At 67.4% G+C, this 20,649-nt stretch carries 19 protein-coding genes; 18 read left to right on the top strand and 1 reads right to left on the bottom strand.

Features of this window, described 5'->3' with window-relative positions; genetic code table 11:
• The first annotated feature begins 14 nt into the window (after positions 1 to 14).
• The 6 genes from ACTQWE_RS07690 to ACTQWE_RS07665 all read left to right on the top strand — a co-directional run bounded on the left by ACTQWE_RS07690 (position 15) and on the right by ACTQWE_RS07665 (position 6,009).
• Positions 15 to 215, top strand: a complete 201-nt coding sequence (locus ACTQWE_RS07690) for a hypothetical protein (protein WP_441856875.1) — start codon at positions 15 to 17, stop codon at positions 213 to 215.
• A gap of 242 nt (positions 216 to 457) precedes the next feature.
• Positions 458 to 1,507 carry an anion permease gene (locus ACTQWE_RS07685; protein WP_441856876.1) on the top strand — a complete coding sequence of 350 codons (1,050 nt, stop codon included), beginning with the start codon at positions 458 to 460 and terminating at the stop codon, positions 1,505 to 1,507.
• Positions 1,508 to 1,522: 15 nt separating this feature from the next.
• A complete protein-coding gene (locus tag ACTQWE_RS07680; protein WP_170103236.1) occupies positions 1,523 to 2,143 on the top strand; it encodes a DUF47 domain-containing protein in 621 nt (206 codons plus the stop codon).
• A 1-nt stretch (position 2,144) separates the two neighbouring features.
• The gene (locus ACTQWE_RS07675) at positions 2,145 to 2,675 is read left to right on the top strand and encodes a hypothetical protein (protein WP_441856877.1); all 531 of its coding nucleotides are present in this window, start codon (positions 2,145 to 2,147) and stop codon (positions 2,673 to 2,675) included.
• 18 nt (positions 2,676 to 2,693) lie between these two features.
• Positions 2,694 to 3,323, top strand: a complete 630-nt coding sequence (locus ACTQWE_RS07670) for a 4'-phosphopantetheinyl transferase family protein (protein ID WP_441856878.1) — start codon at positions 2,694 to 2,696, stop codon at positions 3,321 to 3,323.
• Positions 3,324 to 3,387: 64 nt separating this feature from the next.
• The gene (locus ACTQWE_RS07665) at positions 3,388 to 6,009 is read left to right on the top strand and encodes an acyltransferase family protein (RefSeq protein ID WP_441921529.1); all 2,622 of its coding nucleotides are present in this window, start codon (positions 3,388 to 3,390) and stop codon (positions 6,007 to 6,009) included.
• Positions 6,010 to 6,082: 73 nt separating this feature from the next.
• Here the strand turns inward: ACTQWE_RS07665 and ACTQWE_RS07660 are convergent, their stop codons facing one another.
• Complete coding sequence (locus ACTQWE_RS07660) at positions 6,083 to 7,141, bottom strand: threonine aldolase family protein (RefSeq protein ID WP_441921527.1); 1,059 nt, start codon at positions 7,139 to 7,141, stop codon at positions 6,083 to 6,085.
• Positions 7,142 to 7,510: 369 nt separating this feature from the next.
• On the opposite strand from ACTQWE_RS07660, the gene asrA reads away from it, so the two are divergent.
• The 12 genes from asrA to ACTQWE_RS07600 all read left to right on the top strand — a co-directional run.
• Positions 7,511 to 8,566 (top strand): anaerobic sulfite reductase subunit AsrA, encoded by a 1,056-nt coding sequence (asrA, locus tag ACTQWE_RS07655; RefSeq protein ID WP_441921525.1) that lies wholly within the window; start codon positions 7,511 to 7,513, stop codon positions 8,564 to 8,566.
• Positions 8,559 to 9,359 carry an anaerobic sulfite reductase subunit AsrB gene (asrB, locus tag ACTQWE_RS07650; RefSeq protein WP_170103242.1) on the top strand — a complete coding sequence of 267 codons (801 nt, stop codon included), beginning with the start codon at positions 8,559 to 8,561 and terminating at the stop codon, positions 9,357 to 9,359. The genes asrA and asrB overlap by 8 nt, the downstream gene beginning before the upstream one ends.
• A gap of 10 nt (positions 9,360 to 9,369) precedes the next feature.
• Complete coding sequence (asrC, locus tag ACTQWE_RS07645) at positions 9,370 to 10,359, top strand: sulfite reductase subunit C (protein WP_170103243.1); 990 nt, start codon at positions 9,370 to 9,372, stop codon at positions 10,357 to 10,359.
• A gap of 161 nt (positions 10,360 to 10,520) precedes the next feature.
• Positions 10,521 to 11,552, top strand: coding sequence for a branched-chain amino acid aminotransferase (locus ACTQWE_RS07640; protein WP_441921522.1), 1,032 nt, complete (start codon positions 10,521 to 10,523; stop codon positions 11,550 to 11,552).
• A 133-nt stretch (positions 11,553 to 11,685) separates the two neighbouring features.
• Positions 11,686 to 12,777, top strand: a complete 1,092-nt coding sequence (locus ACTQWE_RS07635; protein WP_441921520.1) for a Gfo/Idh/MocA family protein — start codon at positions 11,686 to 11,688, stop codon at positions 12,775 to 12,777.
• Positions 12,778 to 12,940: 163 nt separating this feature from the next.
• A complete protein-coding gene (gene nadA / locus ACTQWE_RS07630) occupies positions 12,941 to 13,957 on the top strand; it encodes a quinolinate synthase NadA (protein ID WP_441921518.1) in 1,017 nt (338 codons plus the stop codon).
• Positions 13,958 to 13,977: 20 nt separating this feature from the next.
• Complete coding sequence (locus ACTQWE_RS07625) at positions 13,978 to 15,201, top strand: L-aspartate oxidase (protein WP_441921516.1); 1,224 nt, start codon at positions 13,978 to 13,980, stop codon at positions 15,199 to 15,201.
• Positions 15,183 to 16,040, top strand: coding sequence for a carboxylating nicotinate-nucleotide diphosphorylase (nadC, locus tag ACTQWE_RS07620; protein ID WP_441921514.1), 858 nt, complete (start codon positions 15,183 to 15,185; stop codon positions 16,038 to 16,040). Before ACTQWE_RS07625 ends, nadC begins: the two co-directional genes overlap by 19 nt.
• 1 nt (position 16,041) lies before the next feature.
• The gene (locus ACTQWE_RS07615) at positions 16,042 to 16,581 is read left to right on the top strand and encodes a transcription repressor NadR (RefSeq protein ID WP_373577717.1); all 540 of its coding nucleotides are present in this window, start codon (positions 16,042 to 16,044) and stop codon (positions 16,579 to 16,581) included.
• 822 nt (positions 16,582 to 17,403) lie between these two features.
• Positions 17,404 to 18,717 carry a histidine--tRNA ligase gene (gene hisS, locus ACTQWE_RS07610; RefSeq protein ID WP_441921512.1) on the top strand — a complete coding sequence of 438 codons (1,314 nt, stop codon included), beginning with the start codon at positions 17,404 to 17,406 and terminating at the stop codon, positions 18,715 to 18,717.
• A 345-nt stretch (positions 18,718 to 19,062) separates the two neighbouring features.
• Positions 19,063 to 20,004, top strand: coding sequence for a zinc ribbon domain-containing protein (locus tag ACTQWE_RS07605; RefSeq protein ID WP_441921510.1), 942 nt, complete (start codon positions 19,063 to 19,065; stop codon positions 20,002 to 20,004).
• A gap of 89 nt (positions 20,005 to 20,093) precedes the next feature.
• On the top strand, positions 20,094 to 20,649 hold a 556-nt coding region (locus ACTQWE_RS07600; RefSeq protein ID WP_441921508.1), incomplete at its 3' end, for a DUF4282 domain-containing protein.

The raw sequence follows: 20,649 nt of genomic DNA, 5'->3' as shown, positions 1-20,649 counted from the left end.
GGGAGGCGAGGCCCATGGCAGACTCCGCGCCCGACATCGAGGGCTCTTCTCGCATGGACAGGCTCTGGTACGTGAAGTCGAAGTACCCGTGCATCGCGGACTGCGACCAGTGCGGCCTGTGCGCGAGCTTCCACGGCAAGGACCCGACCATCGCGTTCAAGGACTACATAGACGGCAAGGCGAGCTTCTTGGAGGTCTCGCTGCGCTATCGCTAGGTGCGGTGCAGGCGAGAAGAGCTGGCATGCCGACAGGGGCGCGTCCGTTTGGGCGTGCCCCTTTTGTCGTACGCCAGATGGCTCATGTGGAGCGCCTGTGTTTAGACGCGCACGAAACAGGGCAATTGACCAGCCAATTGGCGCAATGTAAGCGAAAAGTAAGGCATTGCGGCCTTGCGGGTGATTACATTGTTGGTAGTGACGCCTCCCTTTATCATCGGGATGTAAAGAAAGGAGTCACTTTGGTCAGCTTTTCGCAGTTTCTGGCGATGCTCGAGGCGAACCCCTTCCTCGCCGTCGTCATGGTCCTGGTGCTGGGGACCATCTTCGTCAACGGAGCCACCGACGCCGCTAACGCGATCGCGGAGCCCGTTGGCACGCGCTCCATCGGCATCGAGGCCGCCATCGCCATGAGCGTGGTCTGCAACTTCATCGGCCTCGTCGCGATGACGTTCGTCTCGACGGCCGTCGCGGACACCATCAGCGGCATGGTCGACTTTGGCGGCGACACGCACGCGGCGCTCATCGCGCTGGCCGCGGCAACCGTGGGCATCGTGGCGTGGGGCGTGGGCGCCTGGATCTTCGGCATCCCCACGAGCGAGAGCCACGCGCTCATCGCGGGCCTCACGGGCGCGGCGCTCGCCGTGCACGGCGGCCTTTCCGGCGTCAACTTCGGGGAGTGGATGAAGGTCGTGTACGGCCTGGTCTTCTCCACTGCCGCGGGCTTTGCGGCCGGCTGGCTCGTCGCCTGGCTCATACAGCGCGCGCTTAGGCACGCGAACCGCGCGAAGATGGACAGCCTCTTCGGCAAGCTGCAGGTGGCCGGTGCCGCCGGCGTCGCCCTCATGCACGGCGCGCAGGACGGCCAGAAGTTCATGTCCACCGCCATGCTCGCCATCGCGCTTTCCGCCGGGCTCAAGGCGTCCGACATGGGCGGCTTCCCGCTGTGGGTCGAGGTGCTCTGCGCGGGCATGATGGCCATCGGCACGGCCGTGGGCGGCAAGCGCATCATCAAGAAGGTCGGCATGCAGATGGTGCAGATGGAGAAGTACCAGGGCTTTGCCGCGTCCGTCTCGGCCACCGCGTCGCTTCTGGTCGCGACGCTCACGGGCCTTCCCGTATCGACCACGCACGCGAAGACCGCGGCCATCATGGGCGCGGGCGCCGCGAAGAACATGCGCTCCGTCAACTGGGGCGTCGCGAAGGAGATGGTCTACACCTGGATCTTCACCTTCCCGGGCTGCGGGGTCATAGGCTTCGTTCTTGCCAAGATTTTCCTGATCATCTTCTAGCTGGAGGTAGACCACATGGCACGCGCCAAGAAGGAAGACATCTTCTACACCCTGTTCAAGGACCTCGCGGCAAAGCTCGTCGAGGCGTGCGACCACTACGTCGAGGTGATGGAGGGCTATCCGCAGACGTTTCCGGGCATCCCGGAGCTCAAGGTGTACGAGAGCGAGTGCGACAACAAGGTCCAACGCATCATGCGCGAGCTGTACGACTCGTTCATCACCCCGTTCGACCGCCAGGACATCAGCGACCTCGCGCTTGCGATGGACGACATCATGGACTACATGAACGGAGCCGCGCTCTGCCTCGACCTTTTCAACGTGCAGGAGATGCGCGGCGAGGCAATCCAGATGGCTCGCCTGACGCGCCGCTGCGTGGACGAGGTGAGCAGGATGATCGACCACCTGCCAAACTACAAGAGCGACCCGGAGGTCATGGAGCACGCGAACATGATCTCGGACATCGAGGACGAGGGCGACGTCGTGTACAACGGCGGCGTGCGCAGGCTGTTCCACGACGAGGAGAACGGCCGCACCACCGTGACGTGGCTGCGCCTGTTCGACCGCATGGAGAGCTGCATCGACGCGTGCGACCACACGGCGCAGGTGGTGCGCACCGTCGTGATGAAGAGCGCGTAGCGTGGACGACTCCCGGCGGCCGGCGGACGCGCCGGACCCAGAGGCGGAGCGGCTGCGAAGGCTCGAGGCCCTTCTCGCCCGGCGCGGGCTGCCCATGAGGCGCCTCGCGACCGGGCGAGGCCACGTTCCGGAGGCTCTTGCGTCCGCGAGCCGCGACCAGCGCAGCCTGGTGGTGCACGCAAAGGGCTTTCCGTGGGCGGGGCCCAACGGCTGCGCCGCGTGGGTGGAGGGCGTGTTCCAGTGGTCTGGCCTGGGGTTGGAGCGCGGCGACGCCCGCGAGCTGTACGAGCGCCACTGCACGCTGGAGGACCCCGGAGAGCTGCGCGTGGGCATGATCGTGGCCGTGCCGCACTGCCCGGCGAGCCCGCAGGCGGCGCGGCACGGGCACGTTGGCATCTACGTGGGCGACGGCATGGTCATGGACAGCGCGGACTCCGGCGTGCGCACGGTGCCGCTTGCGCTGTGGTACGGTGCGTATGGGGCGTGGGAGCAGCCGCGCTGGGGATGGATGCGGGGCGTCGCCCTCGCGTGACGACGGGGGGCGAGCCTGGTGGAGAAGGTCGTGGTGCACGTGCTTGACTGCGCGCCGCTGGCCGGGCACGAGGACGCGTGCCGCGGCGTCGTGGCGCCCATGTACGCCCGGCGCTCCGAGGTGGGGCCCGCGCGCGTGCGGCTGGAGGCGCTGGGAGGCGGCCTCCTTGCGCGCGACGTGCTGGGCGTGACGGTGGACGCGGACGTGAGCTACGGCGAGTACGGCAAGCCGCGCGTGGCGGGCGGGCCGGAGTTCAACCTCACGAACGACGTGGGCATCGTTGCGCTGGCGGTGGCGAAACGCCCCGTGGGCATAGACCTGGAGGAGATCCCGGCGCGCTACCGCGACGTGGAGGACCTCATCACGCGCAAGTACTACGACGAGACCGAGCGCGCCGCCGTGGGCGACGGCTCCACGCGCGAGCGTCGCGCGGCGTGGGCAAGGGCGTGGACCCGGCGCGAGGCGATTCTGAAGGCGATGGGCACGGGCTTTGCCGTGGACCCGCGCAAGCGCCCGGAGGTGCTCCTGGGCTGGGAGCTGCGCTCCGTGGAGCTGGGGGAGACCGTCCTGACCTGCGCGATGGACGTGCCGTTTGAAATGAGCGTCCTGCGCCGCGACGCGCTTCGACTGCTTGACTGCCATTGCTAGAATTGTATGTCGATACGTCACGCGGCCGCTGGCCGCTTTGGCATGGGTCGATTGGTTGGCACGCATGGCAGATCGCAGGGTTCGGAGTGCGGGAACGGCGCCCGGGTGGCAGGCGCCACGGGCGGGGCGGCGGCCCCGGGGGGCGAAGGTCCACGGGGCGGCCGGCTCCTCGCGCCGCTACGTCACGTCGCTCGACGGCCTCCGCGCCGTGTGCGCGCTGGGCGTGGTCTTCTACCACATGGGGCTCTCGTGGTGCACGGGAGGCCTTTTGGGCGTGACCGTGCTCTTCGTGCTTTCCGGCTACCTTGCGACGGCGGGGCTTCTGTCCGAGCTCGAAAGAACGGGCTCCATCCGACTTGGTTCCTACTGGATGCGCCGCGTCAAGCGGCTACTGCCCACGTGCGTGGTCTTCGTCGCGGTCACGGCCGCAGTGTGCACCGTCGCGAACCACCAGCTGCTCACGAAGATGCGCCCGGACGTGGTGCCAGCGCTCCTGATGGCGCTCAACTGGACAAAGATCCTCAGTCACGAGTCGTACTTCGCGGCAGCCGGCGCCCCCTCGCCCCTGACGCACTTTTGGTCGCTAGCGCTGGAGTTCCAGTTCTACCTGGCGTGGCCGCCCGTCCTCATGCTGCTGATGCGAGCCGTTCCGCGGGGCGGCGGCCCGCGCTGGCACGATCGACGTGGCGTCGTGATCGCGCTCGCGGCTCTGACGCTTGCCTCCGCCGCGCTGATGGCCGCGCTGTACGTTCCCGGCGCCGATCCCTCGCGCGCGTACTACGGCACGGACACCCGCGCCCAGAGCCTGCTGCTGGGCTGCATCCTGGCGTTCGTGTGGCCGTTTGGCGAGAAGAGCCAGGAGACGGCGGCCGCGGCCCGGCCTAGGCGGCGCATGGCGATCGAGCTTGCGGGCTTTGGCTCCGTGGCGGCGCTCGTTGCGATGATGGCGACGACCGAGGGGTACTCGTCCTTCTCGTACTACGGGGGCATCCTGCTGTGCTCCGCCGTCGCGGCCGTGGCGGTGGCGGCGCTCGTGCCCGCGGGCACGGTGGTCTCGCGCGCGATGTCGTGGCGCCCGCTGGCATGGGTGGGCTCGCGGTCGTTTGCGATCTACGTGTGGCACTATCCCATCGTCGAGCTGATGCAGCCAAGAAACTCCACCACGGCGCTCGCGCCGTGGCAGGTGGCGCTCGAGCTGGGCGTGATCCTGGCCGCGGCGGAGCTGAGCTACCGCCTGGTGGAGGAACCGCTGCGCAAGGGTTCGCTCCGGTCGTACCTCGCGGCGCTCGCGCGCCCCATCCTGCCGGTGGCGGCTGCCGGACCCGTGGCCCCGGCCGCGGGCACGTCCGCCGCCGGAAGGCGCGGCCGCGTCGCCGCAGAGGGGCCGCGTCCTTCTCGCCCGCGCGATGCCGCCGCTCGCCGCCTTGCGGCACGTGGGGAAGAAGGTGGCGAGAAGGGCCTGGCAGGAGGGTTTGCCGCGGCGGCCTTGGCTGCGATCCGTCGCGTGCCGAGGGCTGCGCTGCCCGTGCTCGTGTGCGCGGTGGCCGCGTGGGGCCTCGCGTTCGTGCCGCCCGTCGCGGCGGTGGGGGGCGAGCCCGGCGCGCACCGCGTGAGCGCGGCGACGTTGAGGAAGCCGCTTTCGGCGGGCAAGTACGACGTGCTCCTGATTGGCGACTCCGTTTCGCTGGGCGCGCGCGACGCGCTGAACGAGGCGTTTCCGTACGGCATGGTCGACGCGAAGGTGGGCAGGCAGGCGACGGACGCACTGGACGTGTACCGCAAGTACTCCGACCAGGGCGTGGTGGGCGACACCGTGATCTTTGCCGTGGGTACGAACGGTGCGCTGACGCAGGACACGCTGCAGAGGATCTACGACGCGGTTGGCAAGAAGCGCCAGCTTTGGTTTGTGAACAACAGGGCGCCGGAGGACTGGGTCTTGGCGAACAACGCGCTGCTGAAGTCGTTTGGCGACGCGCACAGGAACGTGGGGGTCATAGACTGGTACGCGCTCTCGTCCGGACATGACGAGTGGTTCTGGGACGACGGGACCCACCTGCGGCCACAGCACGCGCAGGACCTGGCGGACCTGATCGTGAAGACGACCGGCTACGTGAAGCCCACGCGGGAGAACACGACGTACGGTGCCATAGTGCTCGGCGACGCCACGACGCTCGAGGCGGCGGACGAGCTTTCCGCCGCGATGCCGAAGGCGATGATCGACGCGGCGGCCGGGCGCGACGCAAAGGCGACGGCGCGGACGTGGGACGGCTACGCGAAGGCGGGGACGGCCGGCGACGTGGTGGCGATCGACCCCGACGACTCCGCACCGCTGGACGCGGCGTCGGTGGCGCGGATGGTCGCGGCCGTTGAGGGCTCCGGGGGCGACGACGCGTCGGGCTCTGCCGGGTCTGCCGCGACCGGGAAGGCGAGCAGGATGGTCTACCTCGTGACCTGCAGGTCCTCGGCAACGTACTGCGAGGCGAACAACCAGGTGCTGCGCAAGCTGGCGAAGGCGCGTGGCAACGTGCGGCTCATCGACTGGTACGCCGCCTCCGCCGGGCACGACGAGTACTTCAGGCCCGATGGCGCGACGCTGACCAAGGCAGGACGGAAGGCGTACGCGAAGCTCGTGAGCGCTGCGCTGGAGAGGGGCTCCGCCACCGGGGACGGCGCGGAGGCGGCATAGCCGCCCGCGCGCCGGGGCACTCGGACCGCGCAACGCGCCGGGCCCCGGCACGCGCGGTCTTGCACGGCCGTGCCTACGCGATGCCGGCGGCAAGCCCCAGCAGCTCGTCCACGTCGCGGATCGACGTGGCCCAGGACGTCACGAACCTCACGACCTTGCGGCCGTCGTCGAGCGCATAGAACGTCTCTGCGCCCACGGCGCTCTCAAACGCGGCCTGCTGCCCGGGGCTCACCACGAAGAACTGCTGGTTGGAGGGGGAGTCCCCATAGGGCTCAAAGCCAAGGCCCGCCAAGCCGTCGCGAAGCCTTGCGGCCATGCGGTTCGCGTGGCGCGCCATGGCCCAGTACGGCGCCTCCGCGTCGCCCTCGGACCGCTCGAACGCCGCCTCGAACTGAACGCCCAGCAGCCTGCCCTTCGCAACGAGGCCCCCGCGCTCCTTCACCAGGAAGGGGAACGCCTCGCGAAGCCTCTCGTCGCGAATGACCATCGCCTCGCCAAACAGCATGCCGTTCTTGGTCCCGCCCAGGTAGAACGCGTCGACCGTGTGCGCTATGTGCTCGAGAGTCACGTCGTTTCCCTCCGACGCGAGCGCGGATGCCAGCCGGGCGCCATCCATGAACACCCTCAGCCCCCGGTCGTGCGCCCAGTCGCATATGGCGTCCAGGCGCGCGGCGTCCCACACGCCGCCAAGCTCCGTCGCGTTCGTCACGTACACGGCGGCGGGCCGCGTCATGTGCCTGCCGCACGACGTCTGGAACTCGTACACGCGCTCCGCCCTCTCTGGAGAGAGGAACCCGTCCGCGTCGCACGTGGGCAGGACGGTCCTGCCACACGCTGCCACGGCGCCGGTCTCGTGCACGTTGATGTGCGCGTCGCGCGTGCAGATGACACCCTCCCAGTCGCGCAGCATCCCGGTCACGCCGATCACGTTCGCGGACGTCCCGCCCACGCAGAACTGCACGTCGGCCTCGTCCTCGTCCAGGCCGCACGCGTCCAGGATCAGGCGCCGCGCCCGCTCGCAGTGCGGGTCGCCCTCCGTGTAGCCCACGCACTGCTCGTCGTTCGTAGCCACGAGCGCGTCCATTATCCGCGGCGCCGCCCCCTCAGAGTAGTCGTTCCTGAACATGCGCATGATCGCTCCAATCGGTTTGGCCGGATCGCGCCCGGCTGCCAGACCTCATGACTATAGCCGTTGTGGACTGCCGGCGCACCGGCACGCAGATCCGCAACCAACCTGTTCCTTAGCGCCTGACGTCTTGCCCGCGCGAATTTCGCCACTCGCGAATTTGTCGCCTGTTGCCATGACGACAACTTTCCTTATGCCAGTACGATACGTTCTAAAGGTTTCGGGCGAGAAGGACATCGCCTCCGACCGTCGTCGCGCCGTGCGTCCAAGCGCTGGATCGCCTGTTGGGTTACGTGCTGGCAACGTGACGCGACGCCAAGCCGGACTGGCACTGTCTGCACGCCTGCGGGGGTCCGCGCAAGAGGAAGGAAGACGATGGGATACGTGCTGAAGAGGGAGGGCCTCGACCGCGCGCTCGCCGCGCTCTCGAAGGACTACCTGCTGTACGCACCGGTCAGGAAGGTGGGCGAGGGCCGCTTCACCGACGTGGACGTGGTGCGCTACGACTTCGTGACGGATGCGTCCGGGCTCGAGCTGGACGCGAAGAGCGACTACAGCTTCAAGGAGCTGCTCACGCCGCTCTCTCAGACGCTGTTCTACTTCACGGAGGACGCGGTCCGCGAGGCCGGCGGCCCGGGTGCGCCCGGCGCACCGGCCCAGGCGGCGGACAGGCGCCCCGTCATCGTGTTCCTGCGCGCGTGCGACCTCCATGCCGTCAAGCGGCTCGACCAGATGTACCTGGGCAACGGCCCCGTCGATACGTTCTACGCACGCATTCGCGATCGCGTGCGCTTCGCGCTCATCGGCTGCACGCAGAGCTTTGCGAGCTGTTTCTGCGTGGACATGGGAGCGAACGTCGCGCCGGAGGGCTGGCTCTTCTCGCTCGAGACCTCTGGGGACGACTTCCTGTGCGCTGTGGCGGACGAGTCCGTCAAGGCGGCATTTGCCGACGCGGCCTCGGCCGAGAAGGACGTGACGCCGGCGCACGTGACCAAGAACGAGGTGCACGTGCGTACCCCCTCGAGCGTGCCGGCCTCCATCTACAAGGACCCGCTTTGGGACGAGTACACCAACCGCTGCATACGCTGCGGGCGGTGCAACATCGTGTGCCCTACGTGCACGTGCTTCACCATGCAGGACGTGTTCTACACGGACAACGGGCGCGTGGGCGAGCGCAGGCGCGTGCAGGCGAGCTGCATGATCGACGGCTATACCAACGTGGCCGGCGGCGGGCAGTACCGAAAGTCCGCCGGCGAGCGCATGCGCTTCAAGGTGCTGCACAAGGTGTGGGACTTCCGCCAGCGCTTTGGGTACGACATGTGCGTGGGCTGCGGGCGCTGCGACGACGTGTGTCCCGAGTACATAAGCTTCGCGGCGTGCGTGAACAAGCTGACGGACGCGTGCGAGCGCGAGGAGGCGCAAGATGAGTAGCCAGACCAATCCCTACGTCCCGTTTCCCTCCAAGGTGCTCGAGGTCGTGCGCCACACCAAGAAGGAGTACACGTTCAGGATGGCGTTTTCGGGCGACGTGAAGCCCGGCCAGTTCTTTGAGGTGTCCGTGCCCAAGTTTGGCGAGGCGCCCATCAGCGTGAGCGGCATCGTGCCCGGCGAGTCCGTGGACCTCACCATCCGCCGCGTCGGCCGCGTCACGAACGAGATGTTCGACACGTACGCCGGGCAGAGCCTGCTTCTGCGCGGGCCGTACGGCAACGGCTTCGACGTGGACCGCTATGTGGACGGCGAGTGCGTCGTGGTTGCGGGCGGCACGGGCGTGAGTCCCGTGCGCGGCGTGATAGAGGCGCTGGCCCAGAGCACGACCCCGCGCGACAAGCACGTGATCGTGGGCTTCCGCAGCCCGGACGACATGCTGTTTCGCGACGACCTCGCGCGCTGGGACAAGGCGCTCGACCTCACGCTCACGGTGGACGCCGCGCCGGAGGGCTACGCGGGAAACGTCGGTCTCGTCACGAAGTACATACCAGAGCTCGCGCTGCGCGACCCGGCGACTGCGCAGGCCGTGGTCGTGGGACCACCGCCCATGATGCACTTCACTGTGCTGGGGCTCTTGCAGCGCGGGTTTGCCGAGCAGAACATCTGGGTGAGCCAGGAGCGCAAGATGTGCTGCGGCCTGGGCAAGTGCGGGCACTGCCGCATAGGCGAGAAGTACGTGTGCCTGGACGGTCCCGTCTTCAACTACACCGAGAGCAAGAACCTGATCGACTAGGAGGGCACACATGATTCAGGACGTCAACGTCAAGGCGCTGAAGAAGAACGCCTTCCGATACAGCAAGGTGCGCGGCGAGACCGCGAGCCGCGTGCGCGTGCCCGGCGGCCTCGTGAGCGCGAAGAGCATGGCCAGGATCGTGGAGATAGCGGAGGAGTTTGGTAACGGCGAGATCTTCCTGACCAACCGGCAGGGCGTTGAGATCCCGGGCATCAGCCTGGACGACGTGCCGAAGGTGAACGCGCTCCTGCAGCAGATCATCGAGGACACCAAGATCAACCAGGAGGACACCTCCCAGGGCTATCTGGCAAGCGGCACGCGCAACGTCGTGGCGTGTCCCGGCAAGCGCCTGTGCCCGTTTGGCTGCTATGACACCACGGCGTTCGCACAGCGCATGGACCACGAGATCTTCCCGAACAACCGCCACGTGAAGGTGGCGTTTACCGGCTGCTCCAACGACTGCGCGCACGTGGCCCTGAACGACTTCGGCATCATCGGCATGACGGAGCCGCAGTACGACCCCGCGCGCTGCATAGGCTGCGGCCAGTGCGTGGACTGGTGCCAGCGTCGCTCCGTGAGCGCGCTCAAGCTGGTGAACGACAAGGTCGTGCGCGACGAGGACCGCTGCATAGGCTGCGGCGTGTGCGTGGTGTACTGCCCCACGCGTGCGTGGACGCGCAGTCCCGAGCACTACTTCCGCGTAAAGATCATGGGTCGCACCGGCAAGCAGAACCCGCGCCTGGCGCAGGACTGGCTACGTTGGGTTGACGAGGACTCCATCGTGAAGATCGTGAAAAACACCTACGCGTTCATCGAGGAGTACATCGACCCCAACGCCCCGGAGGGGAAGGAACACATAGGCTACATAGTCGATCGCGTCGGCTTTGACGAGTTCTGCAAGTGGGCGCTCGAAGGCGTCGAGCTTCCGGAGAAATGCCAGCGTGCGACACGTGTGTACTGGGACGGAAAGCGCTACGACCGCGACAACAGCCTTCGCTAGGCGTCCGTCCTGGGCGCGCCCTCAGGCCTTGCGGCCGCGCAAAGTGTTTCAGGCCTGTCTCATCCGCGCGATGAAAAACGCCACGTTCTTCTCGCCGTAGTAGACTCTGTTGCACTCCGCGCGCGAGCGCGGGATACGGTTCTATCGTGAGGAGTGTGTTGATGGAGAAGAAGGACATAGACTGGGGCGCCCTCGGGTTCGCCTACCAGCCCACGGACTACAGCTACGTTTCCAACTACAAGGACGGCAAGTGGGACGAAGGGGCGCTAACCACCGACCACTCCATTACCCTTTCCGAGTGCGCTGGCATCTTCCACTACTGCCAGGAGGTGTTCGAGGGCCTCAAGGCATACACCACCGAGAAGGGCGACATCGTCTGCTTCAGGCCCGACCAGAACGCGAAGCGCATGGCCAACAGCGCCCGCCGCATCGTGATGCCGCCGTTCCCCGAGGACCGCTTCGTGGACGCCGTCGAGCAGGTCGTCCGTGCAAACGCCGCCTGGGTGCCGCCGTTTGGCTCCGGCGCGACGCTGTACATCCGTCCGCTCATGATCGCGACCGGCAACGTCATCGGCGTGAAGCCGGCCGACGAGTACCAGTTCCGCATCCTGGTGACGCCGGTGGGCGCCTACTACAAGGGCGGCGTGAAGCCCGTGAAGGTGCAGGTCTCCAAGTACGACCGCGCCGCACCGCACGGCACCGGCAACATCAAGGCCGGCCTGAACTATGCCATGTCGCTTCTGCCCTCCGTCGAGGCGCACGCGGCCGGCTATGCGGACAACATGTTCCTGGACCCCGAGACCCGCACGTACGTGGAGGAGTCCGGCGGCGCGAACTTCCTGTTTGTGGACAAGGACGGCAACCTCGTGGTTCCGCAGTCCCACACCGACTCGATCCTGCCGTCCATCACGCGTCGCTCGCTGGTGGACGTGGCCGAGAACTACCTGGGCATGAAGGTGACCCAGCGTCCCGTGCGCTTTGACGAGATCGACCAGTTTGTCGAGTGCGGCATGTGCGGCACCGCCGCCGTCATCAGCCCGGTGGGCGAGGTCGACTCCGACGACAAGAAGGTCGTCTATGGCATGGAGCACGTTGGCCCCGTGATGAAGAAGCTGCGCGAGACCCTGACGGGCATCCAGTCCGGCGAGATCGAGGACAAGTTCGGCTGGGTCCACAAGATCGACGTGGAGTAGCGAGAGACGCTCGCGCGCGAGGCGAGTCCCCGCGCCTGCAGACGCCCCCTTTCCGGACGAAGTGTCCGGGAAGGGGGCGTCTTTTCTCGTCTAGAATCGAAGTGGTCTCACAAGGCGTCCAAAGGGGGTTCGCATGAGCGCGACACGAAGGCCGCTCGATTCCGCGCAGGCGGCGAAGGCGGCGTTTGCCGAGGTGGAGGGCAAGGAGTTTCCGACCGACGTCTTCGAGGCGCCCGAGCTGCGCTGGGCGGTGATCGGCTGCGGCGTCATCGCGAACCAGATGGCGCAGTCCCTTGCGCTGGCGGGGCGGCGCCTGCACGGCGTGTGCAACCGCACGCAGGCGAAGGCGGAGGCGTTTGCCAGGCGCTACGGCGTGGAGCGCGTGTACGGCTCGCTCGAGGAGCTGTGCGCGGACGACGGGGTGGACGCGGTGTACGTGACGACGCCGCACAACACCCACATCCGCTACCTGCGCGCGGTGCTTGCCGCCGGGAAGCACGTGCTGTGCGAGAAGTCCATCACCCTGAACTCCGAGGAGCTTGCGGAGGCGCGTGCCATCGCGGACGAGCACCACGTCGTCCTGATGGACGCCACGACGATCCTGCACATGCCGCTGTACCGGGAGCTGAGGCGCCGCCAGGAGGCGGGGGAGTTTGGCGCGCTGAACCTGGCGCAGGTGAACTTTGGCTCGTACAAGGAGTACGGCGACCTCACGAACCGCTTCTATAACCCGCGCCTTGCGGGCGGCGCCATGCTGGACATAGGCGTGTATGCCATCACGTTCGCGCGGCAGTTCATGCGGAGCCAACCCAGGGAGGTGCTGTCGCTCGCGAACCTCGCGACGACGGGGGTGGACCAGACGTCCGGCATCGTGATGCGGAACCCGGAAGGGCAGATCGCGACCTTCACGCTGAGCCTGCACTCCAAGCAGCCGAAGCGCGGCATGCTCTCGTTCGACAGGTGCTACGTCGAGGTGACTGACTACCCGCGCGCAGACGCGGCGAGGATCGTCTGGACAGAGGACGGCCGCGTGGAGGAGGTCCGCTGCGGCGAGGAGGGCTACGCGCTCGACTACGAGGTGGCGGACCTCGAGCGCGCCGTCGCGGGCGACGAGCGGGCCGCCCACTTGATTGACTGCGCCTCGGACGTGATGGAACTGATGACCGGCCTGCGCCGCGAGTGGGGCGTGACCTATCCGGAGGAGAGGGACGAGGGCCTGGCATAGCGCCTGCCTAAGGGTGCCGTTGATGGCACCCGGCCCAGGTGGCGTCTGTGCGCCGTGAGGAGATTTCAGCTGACAAGACACCAGACTTGTCAGCTGTCTTGTCAGGTGGCATACTGCGGACCCAGTGCGCGCCAGAGGGGCGCGCCCGTGGGAGGGCAGTGCTGTGGAAGACTACGTAAGGACGCCGGTGGAGGAGGAGAGCCTTCGCGAGGCGACGCGCCGCTTTAGGAGCGGTCGCGGATCGGACCTCTCCGCGGAGGAGCTCGCGCGTATCGCGCGGCGCGTAAACGAGCTGAAGCGCGAGCGCAGGGCCGTGGTGCTGGCGCACTACTACGTGCCGGCAGAGACCCAGGCGCTCGCGGACTACGTGGGTGACTCGTTCTACCTGGCGCGCCTTGCCAAGACGCTCGACTGCGACACCATCGTGCTCGCCGGGGTCTCGTTCATGGCGGAGAGCGTGAAGCTCCTGAACCCGGCGCGCCGCGTGCTGAACCCGGAGCCCCGCGCCCTGTGCCCCATGGCGTACATGGTGCGCCGCGAGGACGTGGAGAAGGTCCGCGCCCAGTACGCCGGCGACGTGGCCGTCGCGTGCTACATCAACTCGACCGCAGAGATCAAGACGTGGTCGGACGTGTGCGTGACCTCGTCGAACGCCGTGAAGGTGATCTCGCAGCTGCCCGAGCGCAACGTGCTGTTCATCCCGGACATGAACCTCGGCCGCTACGTGGCGGAGCGGCTGCCCCAGAAGAACGTCATCCTTAACCGCGGCTACTGCCCCACGCACCAGCGCATCATCCCGCAGGAGGTGGAGCGCCTGGAGCTCGAGCACCCCGACGCGGAGGTCTGCGCGCACCCGGAGTGCTCCGAGGAGGTGCTGCGCGAGGCGGACTACATAGGCTCGACCAAGCAGATCATCGAGCACATCGCCGCGAGCGACGCGCGCGAGTTCATCGTGCTGACGGTGGTGGGCGTCGCGGCGGAGATCGGCCGCCTCACGGCCGGCCAGGGCAAGCGCGTCTACTTCCCGGCGACGCCCCCCATCTGCCCGAACATGGCGATGGTGGGGCCAGAGAAGGTCCTGGCCGCGCTCGAGGGCAACCTCGGCGAGGTGTCGCTGCCGGACGATGCGGAGAGGGCCATGGCCCCGCTCGAGCGCATGCTCGAGCTGGCGGCACGATGAGCGCGCGGGAGGCGACGAGCATGGCGAAGGGGGACGAGGCCGCGGCGCGCGGCGAGCGCGAGGCGGACTTCGACGTGTGCATAGTGGGCTGTGGCGTGGCCGGGCTGTACGCGGCGCTCAACCTGCCGCGGCACCTGCGCATAGCGATGCTCAGCAAGGAGGACGTGGCAAGCTGCGACTCCATGCTGGCGCAGGGCGGAATCTGCGTGATGCGCGACCACGACGACTACGACTACTGGTTCGACGACACCATGCGCGCCGGCCACAACGAGTGCCGCCCCGAGAGCGTGGACACCATGATCTGGTCCAGCCGCGAGATCATAAACGACCTCATCCGCATGGGCGTGGAGTTTGACCGCACGCCCGCGGGGGACCTGGACTACACGCGCGAGGGCGCCCACAGCAGAAACCGCATCGTGCACCACGCGGACGTCACCGGCAAGGAGATCACCACGAAGCTGCTGGCGCGCGTGCGCAAGCTGCGCAACATGCGCATCATGGAGTACACCACCATGGATGACCTCCTGGTGCGGGACGGCGCCTGCGTCGGCGTCCATGCCAGGGACGCCAGGGGAGAAGGACTTGCCATCCGGGCCCGCGACACGGTGCTGGCCACGGGCGGGGTCGGCGGACTGTACGAGCACTCCACGAACTACCCCTGCCTCACGGGCGACGGCTGCCGCGTGTGCCAGGAGCACGGCGTGGCGCTCGAGCACATGGACTACGTGCAGATACATCCCACCACGCTCTTCTCGACCAAGCCCGGTCGCTCCTTCCTGATATCCGAGGCGTGCCGTGGCGAGGGGGCGGTGCTGCTGGACGCCCACGGCGAGCGCTTCACGGACGAGCTCCAGCCGCGCGACGTGGTGTCCGCCGCCATCCGGCGCCAGATGCAGAAGGACGGCACCAAGCACGTGTGGCTCTCGTTCGCGAACGTGCCGGAAGAGGTGTGTCGCGAGCACTTCTCGCACATTTACGAGCACTGTCTTGAGGAGGGCTACGATATCACGCGGGAGCCGATCCCCGTGGTGCCCGCGCAGCACTACCTTATGGGCGGCATCCACGTTGACCAGGACTCCCGCACGCAGATGGAGCACCTGTACGCCGCGGGCGAGACGAGCTGCAACGGCGTGCACGGCAAGAACAGGTTGGCCAGCAACTCGCTGCTCGAGAGCCTGGTCTTCTCGCGCCTTGCGGCGCGGGACATCGTGAGGAGGAGGCACGGATGGATCCCGTCAGCCTGAGGCTCCAGGCGGAGCCGCTCATTCTGCAGGCCCTGCGCGAGGACGTTACCAGCGAGGACGTGACGACGGCATCGGTCATTGGGCCCGAGGCCGTGGGCCGCGTGCAGCTGATCGCGAAGCAGGACGGCGTCATCTGCGGTCTGGACGTGTTTGCGCGGACGTTCGAGCTGCTGGACGAGACCGCCACGACGGAGCTTTCCGTCGCGGAGGGCGACGACGTGCGCTCGGGGCAGGTGCTGGGAAGCGTGCACGCCCACGTGCGCGCGCTGCTTTCGGGCGAGAGGGTCGCGCTGAACTACCTGCAGCGCATGAGCGGCATCGCGACGATGACCCGCTCGATGGCCGCGCTGTTTGCCGGGACGCGCACGCGCCTTGTGGACACGCGCAAGACCTGCCCGAACATGCGCGTGTTCGAGAAGGAGGCCGTGCGCGTGGGCGGGGGAGGCAACCACCGCTACAACCTGTCGGACGGCGTGCTGCTGAAGGACAACCACATTGACGCCGCCGGCGGCGTGCGCGAGGCCATAGAGGCCGCCCGCCGGCACGCCCCGTTCGTGCGGAAGATCGAGGTCGAGGTGGAGACCCTGGACATGGTGCGCGAGGCCGTGGATGCGGGCGCGGACATCATCATGCTCGACAACATGGACCACGAGCGCATGCGCGAGGCCATGGGCATAATCGCCGGCAGGGCCGAGGTCGAGGTGTCCGGCAACGTGGACGCCGCGAAGGCCGCGACCCTGGTGGACCTGGGCGTGGACTACGTGTCTTCCGGCGCGCTCACGCACTCCGCCCCGATACTGGACCTGTCGCTGAAGCACCTTACGGTGGAGGGCAGGTAGCATGGCCGGCGGCGAGGAGCGCCGTGCGCGCATAGTGGAGCTTCTTGAGAAGGCGCCGGCGGCGGTCTCCGGCGGCGCCCTCGCGCGCGAGCTGGGCGTGAGCAGGCAGGTGATCGTGCAGGACGTGGCGCTGCTGCGCGCGGACGGCCATAGCGTCGCGTCCACGAACCGCGGCTACGTGCTCGTGCGCGACAGGCGCCCGCGCCGCCTGTTCAAGCTGCACCACGGTCCGCGGGAGGTGGCCGACGAGCTCTTCCTGATCGTGGACATGGGAGGCACGGTGGAGGACACCATGGTGAACCACCGCACCTACGGGCAGATGTCCGCCGCCCTGGGGCTGTCGAGCCGCCGCGACGTGGAGCGCTTCCTTTCCGAGCTGAAGGACAGCAGGTCGTCCCTCCTGAGCGGCACGACGAGCGGCTACCACTTCCACCACGTGGTGGCCGACAGCGAGGAAGACCTCGATGCGATTGGGGAGGCGCTCGCCGAGCACGGCTGGCTGGTGCCGATGAGCGACTACGAGCGCGAGACCCTGCGATAGGGGCGGGCGCCAAGGCTGAGCCTGGGCATCCGGGCGCGGCATTCGCGGGTACGCATCCGCGCCCAATTTGCAAATCTTCGCAAGGTCGGCCCGGGTGCGTGCGAGGACGTCTGGGCTACGGGTACACACCACGTCCCAGTTTGCGCTTTCCTGCAAGGTCGGCCTTGGTGCGTACCCGTCGCCGCACGCACCCGGGGTGAGTTTACGGAATCCTGTAAGCTCACCCAAGGTGTGTTGCGAAAATCGAGGCCTCCCGCCACGAATTTGCGGGTGTGTTGCGCTAGATGCGAGAAACCCCCAGGTGTGCGACATGCGATTTTGATTCAATTGCACATAAGTGCTGGCAGAAGGCTCAAACCATGGAATCCTAAGCCAAATTCCGGGTACACACCCACCGATTTCTGCCACAGGACCCCCTCCGGCGCAACACACCCGGCCCGAGTTTGCAAGATTTCGCAAGGTCGGCACGGGTGCGTGCGGGGCCATGGCACAAGTGGGTACACACCTGCGCCCAGTTTGCAAAACATTGCAAAGTCGTCACGGGTGTGTGCGGTGGCATCCTGGGCGCGGGTACGCATCCGCGCCCAGTTTGCATGGTTTTGAAAGCTCAGCTACGGTGCGTTTCGTCGGCCGTGGGCGTCGGCGCGTGACCGTCCCAATATGCAGCGTCGTTGTACGGCGAGATAAGGTTGGGCGTCGGACTCCGCCGCCAGAGGCCAGAGGCGTATACTGCCTACCTGTTGGCCGTGGAAGGCGTCGTGCGTCGTACGGCGTTTGTGGCCACGGCCATGGTCGCGCTGAAGGCGCGGAAGGAGGCCAGACATGGCTCAGAAGATCCAGGGTACCGAGGACCTGTACGGTGGATACATGCGTGCGTGGCAGCACATGCAGGACGTCGCGCGCGAGCTCTTCGGCGCGTATGGGTTCGACATGATAGAGACCCCCGCCATCGAGCAGGTGGACACGTTCGTGCACGGCATCGGCGAGTCGACGGACGTCGTGCGCAAGGAGATGTTCCGCGTGTTCTCTGGCGCGCTCATGGAGCGCCTGCTGGACGCCGGTACGGAGAGCGGCCTGAAGGCGAAGCAGCGCATGGCGATGCGTCCGGAGGGAACGGCCGGCGTCGTGCGCGCCGCGGTCGAGAACAACTTCGTCCCGCAGGGCGGCGCCCCCGTCAAGCTGTGGTACGGCGAGGCCATGTTCCGCGGCGAGCGCCCGCAGAAGGGCCGCCTGCGCCAGTTCCACCAGGTGGGCGTCGAGTGGCTCGGCGCGCCGGACCCCGCGGCGGATGCCGAGTGCATCATCATGCTGATGGAGTTCTACAAGCGCATGGGCTTCGACCCCTCCGCGCTCACGCTCCGCATCAACTCGATGGGCGATGCCGCGTGCCGTCCCGCGTACCGCCAGAAGGTCCGCGACTTCATCCTCGCCCACAAGGACGAGATGTGCGAGGACTGCCTGGAGCGCGCGGAGATCAACCCGCTGCGCAGCTTCGACTGCAAGAACGACCACTGCCGCGAGGTCATGGCGGACGCCCCCCTCGCGAAGGACAACCTGTGCGACGACTGCGCCGCGCACTACGCAAAGGTAAAGCAGTACCTGGACGAGGCCGGCGTCTCCTACGTCGAGGACCCCACGCTCGTGCGTGGGCTCGACTACTACACGCGCACCGTGTTCGAGGTCGAGTGCCAGAACGCTGGCGTCGGCGCCATCGGCGGCGGCGGTCGCTACGACGGCCTGATGGAGCTCGAGGGCGGCAAGCCCACGCCGGGCATCGGGTTCGCCGTTGGCTTCGAGCGCATGTACCTGGCGCTCCAGAGCCTCGGCGTCAACGTGGACGGCGACGAGCCCGCGTGCGTGTACGTAGCGTGCACCGGCGCCGACGAGCGCGACGCCGTTTTCCGCGCCACGCTCGCGCTTCGCCAGGCGGGCGTCCGCACTGAGGCGGACTACCAGGGTCGCTCGCTCAAGAGCCAGTTCAAGCAGGCAGACAAGCACAACGCGCGCCTGTGCGTCGTACTGGGCTCCGACGAGGTCGCGGCCGGCGTGGCCACGCTTCGCGACATGTCCACGCACGAGCAGGTGCAGGTGCCCATGGCGGACCTCGCCAGCGAGGTGAAGGCGCGCCTGGCATAGCCGCGGGCGCCCGCGACACCACCGCCCCACTACATCACTACCTGACAGATGTCACATCTGTCAGGTAGTGATGCCTTTTTGGGCGAGAAAGAGGCCTTTCTGCCTTCGTGGCCCATCACAAACTGACAGAATCGCGTTCTGTCAGATAGTGATGCACCTGTCACCCGCGCGACGCCCGCTCGCCGCGCCTTCGAGTCGCAGCGTCTGCGGCGGGCTGGAACGACTTGCCGTCAGTTGGTAACGGATGCGTTAGATGAAGCCGTCCGGCAACGACCGGTCCGGTCGTCGTGGTAGCATTTTCCCACGCTCGACCGCGACCGAGGATTCCAGGAGATGGGACACAAGATGGGAACTCGCTTTTGCACAAGTTGCGGAGCGCCAATCCAGCCCGGCAAGAAGTTCTGCATGAGGTGCGGCGCCCCGATCGCGGACGCCTCGCCCGCGCTGCCCACGCGCATGCCGTCGACGGCACCTGGCTCGCCCGCCAGGGCAGACGCCGCGCCAACGGACGCTCCGGCGCCGCAGCCCGCCAAGAGGCCCGGCACGGGAACCATCGTCGCCATCGTGACGGCGGTCCTCCTTGCCCTCGCGCTCGTGTTCCTGATCGCGTGGAGCGCGAGCGGCAATGCGCTGCCGTGGCAGGCGGGCGCAGATCAGGCGCAGAAGGCCACGGGCGAGAAGAGCGAGGCCGCCAAGAGGAAGGCCGCCCAGAAGAAGGCGGCCGAGGCCGAGCGGAAGGCCGAGGAGGCCAAGGAGAAGGCGGTCGAGGCGGAGGCGAAGGCCAAGGCGGAGGCCGAGCAGAAGGCCGAGGCGGCGGCGCAGGCGCAGCGGGATGCCGAGAAGAACGCGGAGGACGCGCAGTTCAAGGGTCAGCTCGTCTTGTACTACAACAGGCTGAGTGACTACGACTCGCGCATCGCGAGCTGCGCGAACACGTTCAACAAGACGTACCTGAGCGGCGACTACGCGGCGCGCTCGTCCGCGGCGAGCGACTGCTACAGCCTGGAGCAGAGCATCCAGGGCGACGTCTCGTCGTTCGCGGGCATCCAGGTCCCCGAGGGCAGCGCGTATGCGTCGCAGCACGCGTCGATCCAGCGCTGCCTCGCAGACTTGCAGTCCCGCATCGGCTGCATAGCGTCTGCGTGGACGACGGACCTCGCCTACGACGACCCCGCCCCGCACAAGGACCAGATCCTTGCCCCCATCACCGCCGGCAACAACCCGCACACGGGCAAGAGCATCGCGCTACAGGACTACCAGGACGTGTATCCCACCATCAAGTTCTAGGTACTCGGGCCTTCCGTGGGCGCTGCCGAGAAGAACGGCTTCCCGTCGCCCCCGCGTCAGACTGACCGCACCAACGAAAGGAATCGCACATGTTTGGAACCAACTCGTACGGCTACGGAGGATATGGCTACGACGCCAATCCGTTCGGCCAGCTCGTGAACTTTGGGTCTGCCTTCGGCGTCCTCATGTTCATCGCGCTCGTCGCGGCTATCGTGCTCACGGTCATGGGCTACAAGCGCTTCGTGTCCGATAAGAACGAGCTCCACCTGAGCTATAAGGACAAGAAGAGCTGGGGGCCGTTCCTGCGCTTCGACATCCTGCTCATCGACAAGATCCTGAAGGCGCTCTACATGTTCAACGCGCTTCTGGTCCTGTTTGGCTGCGCAGCGGGCGCGCTGAGCTCCATCAGCTTTGGCTTTGGGGCGTTTCTGGGCGCGCTCGTGGGCATGATAATCCTGTGCATCGTGCTCGAGCTCCTGCTTCGCGTGGGCTACGAGTTCGTGATGCTCAACGTCATGATCGCGCGCAACACCTCGGACATCAGGCGCAAGCTCTTCAGCGACGCACCCACCGCGCCCGCGGCGCCGACGAGCCCCGCGCCAGCGGCACCCGCGCCGGCACCCGCGCCGGCTCCCGCGCCTGCGC

Origin of the sequence: Parafannyhessea sp. LCP19S3_B1, from assembly GCF_052121955.1 — a bacterium.
In the GTDB taxonomy this organism is placed as follows: Bacteria; Actinomycetota; Coriobacteriia; order Coriobacteriales; family Atopobiaceae; genus Parafannyhessea.
This window is presented reverse-complemented; position numbering and strand designations above follow the sequence as displayed.

Bases quoted from the DNA above. Each gene is read 5' to 3' on its own strand.
- ACTQWE_RS07690 (WP_441856875.1), top strand. From the start codon at position 15: ATGGCAGACTCCGCGCCCGACATCGAGGGCTCTTCTCGCATGGACAGG.
- ACTQWE_RS07680 (WP_170103236.1), top strand. From the start codon at position 1,523: ATGGCACGCGCCAAGAAGGAAGACATCTTCTACACCCTGTTCAAGGAC.
- ACTQWE_RS07665 (WP_441921529.1), top strand. From the start codon at position 3,388: ATGGCAGATCGCAGGGTTCGGAGTGCGGGAACGGCGCCCGGGTGGCAG.
- ACTQWE_RS07660 (WP_441921527.1), bottom strand. From the start codon at position 7,141: ATGCGCATGTTCAGGAACGACTACTCTGAGGGGGCGGCGCCGCGGATA.
- asrA (WP_441921525.1), top strand. From the start codon at position 7,511: ATGGGATACGTGCTGAAGAGGGAGGGCCTCGACCGCGCGCTCGCCGCG.
- asrB (WP_170103242.1), top strand. From the start codon at position 8,559: ATGAGTAGCCAGACCAATCCCTACGTCCCGTTTCCCTCCAAGGTGCTC.
- asrC (WP_170103243.1), top strand. From the start codon at position 9,370: ATGATTCAGGACGTCAACGTCAAGGCGCTGAAGAAGAACGCCTTCCGA.
- ACTQWE_RS07640 (WP_441921522.1), top strand. From the start codon at position 10,521: ATGGAGAAGAAGGACATAGACTGGGGCGCCCTCGGGTTCGCCTACCAG.
- ACTQWE_RS07635 (WP_441921520.1), top strand. From the start codon at position 11,686: ATGAGCGCGACACGAAGGCCGCTCGATTCCGCGCAGGCGGCGAAGGCG.
- ACTQWE_RS07625 (WP_441921516.1), top strand. From the start codon at position 13,978: ATGGCGAAGGGGGACGAGGCCGCGGCGCGCGGCGAGCGCGAGGCGGAC.
- nadC (WP_441921514.1), top strand. From the start codon at position 15,183: ATGGATCCCGTCAGCCTGAGGCTCCAGGCGGAGCCGCTCATTCTGCAG.
- ACTQWE_RS07615 (WP_373577717.1), top strand. From the start codon at position 16,042: ATGGCCGGCGGCGAGGAGCGCCGTGCGCGCATAGTGGAGCTTCTTGAG.
- hisS (WP_441921512.1), top strand. From the start codon at position 17,404: ATGGCTCAGAAGATCCAGGGTACCGAGGACCTGTACGGTGGATACATG.
- ACTQWE_RS07605 (WP_441921510.1), top strand. From the start codon at position 19,063: ATGGGAACTCGCTTTTGCACAAGTTGCGGAGCGCCAATCCAGCCCGGC.